The sequence below is a fragment of the Mesorhizobium sp. LMG17149 genome (assembly GCF_024518695.1).
Classification (GTDB): domain Bacteria; phylum Pseudomonadota; class Alphaproteobacteria; order Rhizobiales; family Rhizobiaceae; genus Mesorhizobium.
This window is the reverse complement of the sequence record NZ_JANIFL010000008.1, coordinates 90,909-102,843: the sequence shown is the minus strand read 5'-3', so window position 1 is coordinate 102,843 and position 11,935 is coordinate 90,909. Positions and strand designations below refer to the sequence as shown.

The 11,935-nt window shown below is 63.8% G+C and carries 15 protein-coding genes; 11 read left to right on the top strand and 4 right to left on the bottom strand.

What is annotated here, in order from left to right:
• From NP945_RS20060 to NP945_RS20040, 5 genes are all read left to right on the top strand, one after another.
• A complete protein-coding gene (locus NP945_RS20060; RefSeq protein WP_013529126.1) occupies positions 1-801 on the top strand; it encodes an inositol monophosphatase family protein in 801 nt (266 codons plus the stop codon).
• A gap of 106 nt (positions 802-907) precedes the next feature.
• A complete protein-coding gene (locus NP945_RS20055) occupies positions 908-1,594 on the top strand; it encodes a hemolysin III family protein (protein ID WP_164748660.1) in 687 nt (228 codons plus the stop codon).
• 104 nt (positions 1,595-1,698) lie between these two features.
• Entirely contained in the window at positions 1,699-2,724 is a 1,026-nt protein-coding gene (locus NP945_RS20050) for a MotA/TolQ/ExbB proton channel family protein (RefSeq protein ID WP_027037204.1), read from the top strand.
• A 1-nt stretch (position 2,725) separates the two neighbouring features.
• Positions 2,726-3,757, top strand: a complete 1,032-nt coding sequence (locus NP945_RS20045) for a peptidoglycan -binding protein (protein ID WP_127272583.1) — start codon at positions 2,726-2,728, stop codon at positions 3,755-3,757.
• Between the two features lie 237 nt (positions 3,758-3,994).
• Positions 3,995-4,423, top strand: a complete 429-nt coding sequence (locus tag NP945_RS20040) for a hypothetical protein (protein WP_256747336.1) — start codon at positions 3,995-3,997, stop codon at positions 4,421-4,423.
• Between the two features lie 75 nt (positions 4,424-4,498).
• Here the strand turns inward: NP945_RS20040 and NP945_RS20035 are convergent, their stop codons facing one another.
• Complete coding sequence (locus NP945_RS20035) at positions 4,499-4,852, bottom strand: DUF1304 domain-containing protein (RefSeq protein WP_127327622.1); 354 nt, start codon at positions 4,850-4,852, stop codon at positions 4,499-4,501.
• 141 nt (positions 4,853-4,993) lie between these two features.
• Here NP945_RS20035 and NP945_RS20030 point away from each other — a divergent pair, with 141 nt between their 5' ends.
• Positions 4,994-6,481 carry a carboxypeptidase M32 gene (locus tag NP945_RS20030; protein ID WP_256747335.1) on the top strand — a complete coding sequence of 496 codons (1,488 nt, stop codon included), beginning with the start codon at positions 4,994-4,996 and terminating at the stop codon, positions 6,479-6,481.
• 31 nt (positions 6,482-6,512) lie between these two features.
• On the opposite strand, the gene NP945_RS20025 is transcribed toward NP945_RS20030, so the two are convergent.
• Positions 6,513-8,312, bottom strand: a complete 1,800-nt coding sequence (locus tag NP945_RS20025) for an ABC transporter transmembrane domain-containing protein (protein ID WP_256747334.1) — start codon at positions 8,310-8,312, stop codon at positions 6,513-6,515.
• A 206-nt stretch (positions 8,313-8,518) separates the two neighbouring features.
• Here NP945_RS20025 and rpmE point away from each other — a divergent pair, with 206 nt between their 5' ends.
• Positions 8,519-8,740, top strand: a complete 222-nt coding sequence (gene rpmE / locus NP945_RS20020; RefSeq protein ID WP_023811830.1) for a 50S ribosomal protein L31 — start codon at positions 8,519-8,521, stop codon at positions 8,738-8,740.
• A 100-nt stretch (positions 8,741-8,840) separates the two neighbouring features.
• Positions 8,841-9,341, top strand: coding sequence for a hypothetical protein (locus NP945_RS20015; protein ID WP_256747333.1), 501 nt, complete (start codon positions 8,841-8,843; stop codon positions 9,339-9,341).
• 9 nt (positions 9,342-9,350) lie between these two features.
• On the opposite strand, the gene NP945_RS20010 is transcribed toward NP945_RS20015, so the two are convergent.
• Positions 9,351-9,992: a TetR/AcrR family transcriptional regulator gene (locus tag NP945_RS20010; protein WP_256747332.1), complete on the bottom strand. Its 642-nt coding sequence runs from the start codon at positions 9,990-9,992 to the stop codon at positions 9,351-9,353.
• Between the two features lie 104 nt (positions 9,993-10,096).
• Between NP945_RS20010 and NP945_RS20005 the strand changes: the two genes are divergently transcribed.
• The 3 genes from NP945_RS20005 to NP945_RS19995 are packed head-to-tail and all read left to right on the top strand — an operon-like array spanning position 10,097 to position 11,582.
• Positions 10,097-10,930, top strand: a complete 834-nt coding sequence (locus tag NP945_RS20005) for an NAD(P)H-binding protein (protein ID WP_256747331.1) — start codon at positions 10,097-10,099, stop codon at positions 10,928-10,930.
• Position 10,931: 1 nt separating this feature from the next.
• Positions 10,932-11,411: a DUF1772 domain-containing protein gene (locus NP945_RS20000; RefSeq protein ID WP_256747330.1), complete on the top strand. Its 480-nt coding sequence runs from the start codon at positions 10,932-10,934 to the stop codon at positions 11,409-11,411.
• 21 nt (positions 11,412-11,432) lie between these two features.
• Complete coding sequence (locus NP945_RS19995; RefSeq protein WP_256747329.1) at positions 11,433-11,582, top strand: hypothetical protein; 150 nt, start codon at positions 11,433-11,435, stop codon at positions 11,580-11,582.
• Between the two features lie 18 nt (positions 11,583-11,600).
• On the opposite strand, the gene NP945_RS19990 is transcribed toward NP945_RS19995, so the two are convergent.
• Positions 11,601-11,918, bottom strand: coding sequence for a SelT/SelW/SelH family protein (locus tag NP945_RS19990; RefSeq protein ID WP_164748661.1), 318 nt, complete (start codon positions 11,916-11,918; stop codon positions 11,601-11,603).
• Between the last annotated feature and the right edge of the window lie 17 nt (positions 11,919-11,935).

Below are 11,935 nucleotides of genomic sequence, written 5' to 3'. Positions count from 1 at the left end.
ATGGCACGCTCAGCCCTTCTCAACGTCATGGTCCAGGCCGCAATGAAGGCCGGCCGCTCGCTGTCGCGCGACTTCGGCGAGGTGCAGAACCTGCAGGTCTCGATGAAGGGCCCCGGCGATTATGTCAGCCAGGCCGACCGCAAGGCAGAGGACATCGTCTTTGCCGAATTGTCCAAGGCTCGGCCCGGCTATTCCTTCCTGATGGAAGAGCGCGGCGTGGTTGAAGGCGACGACGGCCAGCATCGCTGGATCGTCGACCCGCTCGACGGCACCACCAATTTCCTGCACGGCATTCCGCTCTTTGCCGTTTCGATCGCGCTGGAGCGCCAGGGCCAGATCGTCGCCGGCGTCATCTACAATCCGGCGATGGACGAACTCTACACCTGCGAACGCGGGGGCGGCGCCTTCATGAACGACCGCCGCTTGCGCGTCGCCGGCCGCATCAAGCTGGTCGACACCGTGATCGGCTGCGGCATGCCGCATCTCGGCCGCGGCCACCACGGCAATTTCCTGGTCGAACTGCGCAATGTCATGGCCGAGGTTTCCGGCGTCCGCCGCCTCGGCTCCGCATCGCTCGATCTCGCCTATGTCGCCGCCGGCCGCATGGATGGCTTCTGGGAAACTGGCCTGTCGGCCTGGGACATCGCCGCCGGGCTGCTTTTGATCCGCGAGGCGGGCGGCTTCGTCTCCGACATGGATGGCGGCCAGGACATGCTCGACAACGGCTCGGTCGTCGCCGGCAACGAGATCATCCAGCGCGCTTTGCTGAAGGTCGTGAAGAAGCCGCTCTCCTCCCGCTGACAGCCACGCCGCGCTGATGCGCCGCAGTCGCAAAACCGCAATGGAAGCTTGAAATACTGCCCGGCATGCGCCCAAATTGAAGGGCGCGGTGCAGGAACCCGGCTTAGTGAGAGACAACCAACCCTACCCCGATATCCCGTTCATCGGACGCTGGCACTATTCGCGTGCCGAGATGATCGCAGACGGTATCGTCCACGCGGTCGGCATCGTGCTGGCGATCGCGGCAGGGTCGGCACTGCTGGCGCTGGCGGCGTTTCGTGTCGGACCTGGCGAATACATCGCCGCCGCCTTCTACGTGGTTTCGCTGCTCACCGTGCTCTCGGTGTCGATGACCTACAATCTGTGGCCGGTGTCGTCGCCGGCAAAATGGGTGTTGCGGCGTTTCGACCACGCCGCGATCTATCTGCTGATCGCCGCGACCTATACGCCTTTCCTGGCGCAGCTCGAAGGCTCGCCGCTGGCGCGCTGGATGATCGTGCTGGTCTGGGCCGCGGCAGTGCTGGGTATTGCCATCAAGGTGTTCTTTCCCGGCCGTTTCGACCGGCTGGCGATCGGTTTCTATCTCGCCATCGGCTGGAGCGGCATCATCCTGGTCAAGCCACTTGTCCAGACGCTGCCGACGACATCGATAGCGCTGATCGTCGCAGGCGGCATCGTCTACTCCTGCGGCGTCATCTTCTTCGCCTGGAAGGGGCTGCGCTTCCACAACGCGCTGTGGCACGGTTTCGTCGTCACCGGCGCCGGCCTGCATCTGGCCGCCATGGTCGACTGTCTGGTCATCAATCGCCTCTGACATTCTCGACGCGGCAATATTGCCAAGCGCCATTCAATTTGGTCACAATTCCGTTTAGAGTCGCGGTTTACGTGATCGGCGGCGGCATCGGAAACGGGGCACGGATGGCTTTTCTCAGATCCTTCGGCATGGGCAGACGTTCTGATGTCCTGATCTACGACCCGCATAAATTATCGAGCCCGCAGGTCTTTCTGCTGACCATGGTGATCTTCCTGGTCATCGTCGCCTTCATCGCCGCCATCCTCACCCGACAGATCTCAACCGCTTTTGGCAGCAATCCCGGCCTCAATGGCCTGATCGTCGGCGTGCTGGTGGTCGGCATCCTTTTGGCCTTCGCCCAGGTCGGGCGACTGTTTCGCGAAGTGCGCTGGGTCAACTCCTTCCGTGCCGGCTCGGAAACGACAGAACCAGTGCTTCTGGCGCCGATGAAGGCGATGATCGGCCGCTCCTCGGCGACGGCCTTCTCGACCAGTTCGATGCGCACCATGCTCGATTCCATCGCCACCCGCCTCGACGAAAGCCGCGACACCTCGCGCTATCTCGTCGGCCTGCTGGTGTTCCTCGGCCTGCTCGGCACTTTCTGGGGACTGTTGAACACCATCGGTTCGATCCGCGAGACCATCGAATCGCTCGATCCCGGCACCGGTGACGCCGCCGCGGTGCTCGATTCCCTGAAGCAGGGGCTTTCGGCGCCGCTGGCCGGCATGGGCACCGCCTTCTCGTCCTCGCTGTTCGGCCTCTCCGGCTCGCTGGTGCTCGGCTTCCTCGACCTGCAGGCCGGTCGCGCCCAGACACGCTTCTACACCGAACTGGAAAACTGGCTGTCCTCGGTGACCGACCTGTCGTCGGACATCGTCGTCGCCGACCCAGCCAAGACCGAATCCTCCGACGAGATCCGGGTGCTGTCGGAACGGCTGCGCTCGATGCAGGAGAATGGCGGCGGCTCCAACCCGCGCGTCGCCACCGCCATGGCCAATCTCGCCGACGGCATTTCCGGCCTGGTCAAGAACATGCGCTCGGAACAGCAGATCATGCGCGACTGGGTCGAAGCCCAGTCCGACGAGCAGAAGGCGATGCGAAACACGCTGGAAAAGATCGCCGATGCCCTGAAGAAGCCCGGAGTTCACTGAAGTGGCACTCGCCAGGGGCCGGCGCACCGATCGCCGCATCGACTACTGGCCGGGTTTCGTCGACGCGCTGTCGACGCTGCTTTTGGCCATCATGTTCCTGCTCACGGTCTTCGTGCTGGCGCAGTTCCTGCTGGGACGCGAAATCTCCGGCAAGGATACGGCACTCTCGCGCCTCAACTCGCAAATCAACGAGCTGACCCAGCTGCTGGCGCTGGAGCGCTCGACGGCGCAGGACAAGGATGATTCACTGGCCAATCTGCAGGCGTCGCTGTCAGCCGCGCAAGCGGAAAGGAGCCGGCTCCAACAGTTGCTGGCGCAAGGCGCCGGTGCCGGCGACGCCGCCAACCAGCGTGCCGCGGCGCTGGGCGGCGAACTCGACAACCAGCGCCAGATCAGCCAGCAGGCGCTGAGCCAGGTCGAGATCCTCAACCAGCAGATCGCGGCACTGCGCAAGCAGATCGGCGCGCTCGAGGATGCGCTCAACGTCTCCGAAATCCGCGACCGCGATTCCAACACCAAGATCGCCGACCTCGGCCGACGCCTCAACGTCGCACTGGCACAGCGCGTGCAGGAGTTGAACCGCTACCGCTCCGACTTCTTCGGCCGCTTGCGCGAAATCCTCGCCGACCGAGAGAACATCCGTATCGTCGGCGACCGCTTCGTCTTCCAGTCGGAAGTGCTGTTCCCGACCGGCTCCGAGGTGATCAACGATGCCGGCAAGGTCGAGATGAAGAAGCTCGCCGACGCCATCATCGAGTTGCAGAAGGAAATCCCGCCCGAGATCAACTGGGTGCTGCGCGTCGACGGCCACACTGACAATAAGCCGCTCTCCGGCGCCGGCCGCTACCGCGACAATTGGGAGCTGTCGACGGCGCGTTCGACCTCGGTGGTGAAATTCCTGATCGAAAACGGCGTGCCTGCCAACCGGCTCGTAGCCGCCGGTTTCGGTGAGTTCCAGCCGCTCGACCCCGCCGACACCGAAGAGGCGCGCAATAAGAACCGCCGTATTGAACTGAAGCTCACCGAACGTTGATCCAAAATCACGCGAACTTGTTCGTCGGCTCAACTCTAGGGCGCAGATAGAGGCCGACAAGGCCTGAAAAGATTATCTTTTTTTAATTACACATTGTCGCAGGGCGATCCTAACTTGCCGCCCGGGCCGAGAACCGCCGGCGATGAACCCCCTCATCGCGACGCGACGGAACCGGACGGCCCAAGGCCGGAAGGCAGGCGGACAACCGCCGCCTTCCTCTACAAGAGGAGACGCGTGATGCGCTCTTTCAAGACCTCGCTTAGAACTGCTACACTCACGGCGTTCCTCATCGCCGTTCCGCTTGCCGGCGCCTATGCCGCGGGCCATCACAAGGGCGCTCTCGACGCGGCCGATGCGACCGACATGACTGGCCCGCGTGTCGAGGCGCTTATCGCACAGGTGCAGGGCGTCCGGCAGGGCATCGTGGATGCAAGACAGGCCAACAACATCACCCCGGCCGTGGCGGAACGCCTGGAAATGCGCACGGCCCACATCGGTCAGGCGGCAGAGAAAGTCGCCGCGTCCGATCACGGCAGGATACCGGCCGCGCAATATCATGACCTGCTGCGCCGGCTCGACAATGTCGACCAGCGCCTGAGGGTCGATACCGGCAGCGGTTTCCTGATGGGCGACGGCGACGACGGCGGCAACTACCCGAACGGCTGAGACCACAGCGGCTGAAACGGTCCAAGAGGAAGGGACCACCTGGCGCTTTCGGGAGCCATCCCGCGGGCGTCCTTTTTACCAGCCCAGCCAGACCGCGATCAGCGCGGCAATCGCCGGCGCGGTCTGGATAAACAGGATTTTGCGGCCAACCGTTGCCGCGCCATAGAGGCCGGCAACAGCCACGCACAGCAGGAAGAAAACCTTGACCTGGAAACCGGCCGCCCCGAGGTAAAGCCCCCAGATGAGGCCGGCGGCGAGGAAGCCGTTGTAGAGCCCCTGATTGGCGGCGAGCACCTTGGAGGCGCTGGCGAATTCGGGTGTCAGGTTGAAAGCCTTGTGTCCGCGCGGCGTGTCCCACAGCACCATCTCCAGATAGACGATGTAGGCATGGATCAAGGCCACCAGCCCGACCAGGATGTTGCCGATCATTTTTTCCCCCTTGCGTTGTCGCCGGCAGCATTCCATGCGCGGCATCGCCTGCGCAAGGTGCATTTGCCCGACGGCATCCGAGGGTTGCCAACGCATTTGTGTTGGTGTCTTTTCGCGCCGTCCCCAATCACGGAAGCCGCCATGTCCTTTCAGAAACTCGATGACCTCGGCCACAAGCTCGAAGCGCTTGAGCATGCACTGGCCATCCTCGGCGCCGATGAGGCCACCCACATGGCTGTCGGCGGTGGCGAGAAACGTGCCGAGGCGATGTCGGCACTGGCCGGCATGTATCACACCAGGGCAACGGCGCCGGAGATAGCCGACTGGATCGCTGCGGCCGAACAGGAAGCATTGGGTGAAGAGCAGCGCACTGCGGTCTCGGAACTGCGGCGGCAATACACCAACCTGACCTGCCTGCCGGTCGAATTCGTCGAACGCCAGACGACCGCGCGCATGCGTTGCGAGCAGCTGTGGCGCGGCCTGCGCGCCAAGAACGACTGGGCGGGCTTCCAGCCGGCGCTGGAGGGCGTCGTGGCGCTGGTGCGCGAGGAGGCGGCGCTGCGTGCCGATGTGCTCGGCCTCGCCCCCTATGACGCGCTGATGGAGCAGTACGACCCCGGCAACCGCACCGCCGACATCACGCCAGTGTTCGCCGACCTGAAGGCTTTCCTGAAAGGTTTCGTGCCGGAGGCGCTGGCTATCCAGGACGCACGGCTGCGCAAGCGCCCGCTGAAGCCGCTCTCAGGCACCTATGCGATCGACCGGCAGCGCGAGCTCGGCCTTGCCATGATGGCGGCGGTCGGCTTCGACCTGACGCACGGGTCGCTGTCGGTGTCGCACCACCCTTTCTGCGGCGGCGTGCCGAGCGACGTGCGCATCACCACCCGCTACAAGACTACAGACTTCCTGTCGGCGCTGATGGGCGTACTGCACGAGACCGGCCATGCGCTCTACGAGCAGAACCTGCCGAAGGCATGGTCGCACTGGCCGCTCGGCAAGGCGCGCGGCATGGCCGTGCATGAAAGCCAGAGCCTGTTCGTCGAGAAGCAGCTCGGCCGCAACCCGGCCTTCTGGCGCTGGGCGCTGCCGGTGGTCGAAAAGCATCTCGGCGAAGCCTGGTCGCTCGACGACATCCTGCCGCATGTGCATCGCGTCGAGCGCGGCCTGATCCGTGTCGATGCCGACGAGGTGACCTATCCCCTGCATGTCATCCTGCGCTACGAACTGGAGCAGGAACTCGTCGCGGGCCGGCTGGAGGTGGCTGATCTGCCCGAAGCCTGGGACGCCAAGATGCGTGACTATCTCGGCCTCTCCACCATCGACAACCCCGCCGACGGACCGATGCAGGACGTGCACTGGCCGGGTGCGGCCTTCGGCTATTTCCCATCCTACACGCTGGGCGCGATGATGGCGGCACAGCAATGGGCGGCGCTGACGCGGGAGCATCCTGCCGCCGACGAGGATCTCGCCAAGGGCAATTTCGAAGCGATCAACGACTGGCGCCGCCAAAAGATTTGGTCGCAGGGATCACGCTGGTCGACGCCGGACCTGCTCGAACGCGCCACCGGCGAAAAGCTCAACGCTACCTATTTCGTAAACCATCTGAAGCAGCGATACGGAGCCGTATAGCGGCTGCCGGCACAGCGGCAGATGTTTCTGCCTACTCAGCCGCGCCCCTGAAAGCACTGGCGCCGGTTTCGAACTGCAGCTTGGCCAGCCGCGCATAGATGCCGCCCTTGGCGACAAGGCTTTGATGCGTGCCTTCCTCGACGATCGAGCCGCCATCCATGACCAGGATCCTGTCGGCCTTCAGCACCGTTGCCAGGCGGTGGGCGATGACGATCGTGGTGCGGCCCTGCATCAGGCGTTCCAACGCCGTCTGCACCAGCGTCTCGCTTTCGGCGTCGAGTGCCGAGGTGGCCTCGTCGAGCAGCAGGATCGGGGCGTCGCGCAGGATGGCGCGGGCGATCGCAACCCGCTGGCGCTGGCCGCCTGACAGCGTCACGCCGCGCTCGCCGACCTGGCTCTCATACCCGTTCTCGAGCTTGAGGATGAATTCGTCGGCAAGCGCATCCTTCGCCGCCGTCTCGATTTCAGCCTTGCTGGCTCCCGGCCGGCCGAAACCGATATTGTCACGCGCGCTTGCCGCGAAAATGGTGACGTCCTGCGGCACGATCGCGATGCGCTGGCGGACCGAAACGGGATCGGCCTCACGCACATCGACGCCATCGATCAGGATCTTGCCTGTTTCGGGATCGTAGAAGCGCAGGATCAGCGAAAACACCGTGCTCTTGCCGGCCCCTGACGGCCCGACGATCGCCACCGTCTCGCCCGGCATGACCTGAAAGCTCAAGCCATGCACGGCGGCACGGTCCGGCCTTGCCGGGTAGGAGAAGGAGACATTGTCGAAGGCGATCGCGCCCTTGGCGACGGCCGCCAGCGGCTTCGGATCGGCGGGAGCCTGGATCGCCGGCTTCTCGGCCAGGATTTCGGTCAGCCGTTCAGCAGCACCCGCCGCCTGCGCAAGCTCGCCCCAGACTTCCGACAACGCGCCCAACGCGCCGGCGGCGAACACCGAATAGAGCAGGAATTGGCCGAGCGTACCGGGCGATATCGAGCCTTCCAGCACGTCGCGCGAGCCAAACCACAGCACCGCCACGACGGACGAGAAGATGGTGAAAATGGCGAAGAAGGTAAGGAAGGAGCGCGCGAAGATCGAGGAGCGTGCCGCCTCGAAAGCAGCTTCCACCGCGGCCGAGAAATGCCCGGTGACCAGCTTCTCATTGGTAAAGGCCTGCAGCGTGCGCACCGCGCCTATCTGCTCGCTGGCATAGGCGGTGGCATCGGCCAGCGTATCCTGCGCCTGGCGTGATTTGCGCCGCACCGAACGGCCGAAAGCGACCAGCGGCAGCACGATGACAGGAATAGCGGCAATGACCAACCCGGACAGTTTCGGGCTGGTGATGACCATCATCCCCACCGCGCCAAGGCCGAGGATGACGTTGCGCAGCGCCACCGAAGCCGTCGCGCCGACCGCCGACTTGACCTGCGTCGTGTCGGCGGCAAGCCGCGACACGATCTCGCCCGACTGGGCGGTGTCGAAGAAGGCAGGCGACAGCGTCGTCACATGGGCAAACACATCGCGCCTTATATCGGCGACGACGCGCTCGCCCAGCGTGATGACGAAATAGTAGCGGCCGGCCGATGCCGCCGCCAGCACGGCGGCCATCGCCACCAGGGCGGCGAAATATTCGGCAATGAAGGTGGTGCTGGACGACGAGAAACCATGATCGATCATGCGTCGCACCGCCAGCGGCAGCGCCAGCGTGGTTGCCGCCGCGATGACCAGCGAGATGATGGCGCCGACGACCAGTGTGCGATAGTGCGTGATGTAGGGGAATAGGCGCCGGAGCGGCTTGAGCGAACGCCGGCGCTCGTCTGCGCTGGTGATTTGCGCCATCCCGATGTTTCCTCCAGCCGCCCTTGGGGTCTGCGCCTCAATATGCGCTTGCCGCGGCCTTGTGATTCAATTCCGGCTGATGTATAGGCTCGCCGACCGTTTTAGAAGCCGTGGCTCCTCAATAGCTGCGGCTTCGAGTTTTAAAAAGAGGCGCATCGACGCAGGCTTATGCCCGTCAGCCGCGCCGGCAAGCCAGGAACCGAGCCATGAAGAGCGCTATTCATCCCGATTACCACACCATCAAGGTCGTCATGACCGACGGCACCGAATACACGACCCGTTCGACCTGGGGCAAGGAAGGCGATACGATGAACCTCGATATCGACCCGACCACCCATCCGGCCTGGACCGGCGGCCAGCAGACCCTGCTCGACCGCGGCGGCCGCCTGTCGAAGTTCAAGAAGCGTTTCGAAGGTTTCGGCATCTAAGCTCAACGAGCTTTTTGCAGATCAAAAACCCGCCCTTGTGGCGGGTTTTTTGTTGACCACGGGCAGCCTTGGTGGAACGCAATGGTTCTCGGAGGGCAAGATGTTTATTCTCGACGACGAGCGATGGTCCGGCCTTAAAGGCGGATACAAGGTGGCCTACGATCCTCGACCGGCATTGCGAACACTGACCCTTCGCTATGATGACAAAACGGTCTGGGACGAACTTTGGAATGAGTTGCATCATCAGGGGGACGTTGGAGACGCGTCTTACGCTGCGGTCGTTGAAATCGTTCGCATCTCCGAAGGTCACGCTCCGGCTTACTGGGGAGCCTATGGTCTGGCCGCAACCATCGAAGAAGCGCGACTGCTCGACGACCGGAACCCGAAGATTCCTGCTTGGATCGAACCGCATTACAAGGCAGCGTGGCGAACGCTTCTGCATTTGGCATTGCGGGATCTGGCAACTTCCACCGATGACGAGACGGTGAAATGCGCATTGTCCGTCATCGCGCTCTATCGCGGCCAGTTCAACCTCGGCCGCATGGCGATGTGCACAGAGGATGAACGCGCGGAAATGCTGAAGGACTATTTTGGCCACTAGTGCGAGTTGCTACTCGGCCAGCAATTCCCTGAGCGCCATGCGCTTGTAGGCGGCGACCAGCCTGTCGCCCTCCTGGCGCTTGACGGAAATCGCCAGCCGCATGGCGGCCTCACCCATTTGCCAGATGAGGAACGCCGTCGTTTCCAACGCCACCGGATCGGCTGCCGGCCGCAGCCGTTTCAGCACCGCGGTGAGGAATTCCGCGTTGGCGCGGCTGTCGGCGAGTTCGAGTTGGCGCAGCGCCTTGTCGGCTTGCGTGCCCGACCAGATGTCGCGCATCACCGGTTCGGCCAGGAACAGCCGGTAATAGATATCGACCAGTTCCGAAAACGCCCGGCCCAGCCCTTCGGCGTCGCTGACACCAGCCAGTGCGGCTGAGATGCAGGCCTGGCTTTCGGCGGTGTAGCGCTCGGCCAGCGCCCAGATGATCGCCCGCTTGTCCGGAAAGAACTGGTAGAGCGACCCGATCGACACCCCAGCGCGCTCCGCCACCTCCCCCATGCGCATGGCGTCGCTGCCTTGCTCGGCGATCAGCGCCGAGGCAGCCGCCAGCATGCGCTCGACCCGCTCGCGGCTGCGTTGCTGGCTCGGCGCCCGGCGCGGCGAAGCAATCTGCTCCCGCGGGGAAACCGGCGCGGCCGTGTCTTCCATGACTGACTCCAATGCCAGCAAAATCGCTTGACTCGCAAAATACGAGGATTTATCACATTTTGCAAACGTGAGGATTATTCATATTTTAAACAGAGGAAACGGTTATGACTGACCCGACAACCAAACCAATTCTGATCCTCGGCGGCACCGGCAAGACCGGCCGCCGTCTCGCCGAGCGGCTGACGGCGCACGACCTGCCGGTGCGGATCGGCTCGCGCTCCGGTACACCGCGCTTCGACTGGGAAGTCCCAGCGACCTGGGGACCAGCAATGCAAGGCGTCAGCGCCGTCTACATCAGCTACTATCCCGACATCGCCGTGCCGGGCGCCGCTGAAACCGTCGACGCCTTCGCCAGGCTCGCGGTGCAAAACGGTGTCACCCGACTGGTGCTGCTGTCGGGGCGCGGCGAAACGGAAGCCCAGCGCGCCGAAGAGATGCTGAAGGCCTCGGGCGCCGACTGGACCATCCTGCGCTGCGCTTGGTTCTCGCAGAACTTCAGCGAAGGCTTCTTCACCGGGTCCCTGGCTGAAGGCGAAGTGGCGTTGCCGATCGGCAATGTCGGCGAGCCCTTTGTCGATGCCGACGACATCGCCGACGCCGCCTTTGCCGTGCTGACGGAGCCAGGCCATGTCGGCCAGCTCTATGAGTTGACCGGGCCGCGGCTGCTGAGCTTCGCAGACGCGGTCGCCGAGATTGCCAAGGCGGCCGGACGCGACATCCGCTTTGTCAGGATCTCGCATGACGAATTCACTGCCGCAGTGGCCGCGCATGAGCTGCCGCCCGAATTCGGCTGGCTGCTCAATGAGCTGTTCACCCAGGTGCTCGACGGCCGCAACGAGTCGCTCACCGACGGCGTCCAGCGCGTGCTTGGTCGCCAGCCAAGAGACTTCTCCGCCTACGCAACGCAAACCGCCGCAACCGGCATCTGGAGCAACTGACATGATCGCGAAGCTTCTCCCCACCCTCATCTTCATCGCCGCAATCGGCTCAGGCGTCGTCGGTGGCGTCTTCTTTGCTTTCTCCAGCTTCGTCATGCCGGGTCTCGCCCGCATGCCCGCTGCCGGCGGTATCGCCGCGATGAATTCGATCAATGTCACCGCGGTGACGCCGCTGTTCATGACCGCCCTGTTCGGCACGGCGCTTGTCTGCGTCCTTGTCGCCATCGGCGCGGTGATGGGCTGGAGCCAGTCGGGTTCGCTCTGGCTGCTTGCCGGCAGCCTGCTCTATCTCATCGGCATCGTGGTGGTGACGATGATCTTCAACGTCCCGCTGAACGATGCGCTCGCCGCCGTCGATCCGGCAAGCGGCAATGGCGCAGGCCTGTGGTCGCGCTACCTCAATGAATGGGTGATGTGGAACCATGTCCGCACCATCAGCGGCATAGCCGCGCTGGCATCCTTCTGGTTCGCCACGCGTTGACGACGATGGATGGAGCGACCGATGAAGGATCAATACGCAAATATGGCCTTCGTCATGGCCATCGGAGTTGGTGTCGGTGCCGCGATCGGCACCGCTCTGGATGATCTGCCGATGGGCGTTGCCGTGGGTATTGCGATTGGCGCCGCCGTCGGTGCGTGGCGACGCAAGTGACGGCAGCGCTGGCGACCCCTATGCCTTTGTCTTCCGATCGGAATGGCCGAGGTCGCGGTCCGGATCAATGACATCGCGGACCAGTTGCTTCAGTTTGGCCGCGTCCGGAAAGCCGCCGTCGCGCTTGCGATCCCAGACAAGCACGTCATTGCAGGAAATGGTGAAGATGCCGCCGGTGCCGGGCACCAGCGTCACTTCGCCAAGGTCCGTGCCGAAGGTCGACAGCAGCTCCTGCGCCATCCAGCCGGCGCGCAGCAGCCACTGACACTGCGTGCAATAGGTGATGCGGATGACCGGCAACGGCTTTTCGCTCGTGGCGGGTATAGCTCCGCTCATGCCGGACTGAGCTTCGC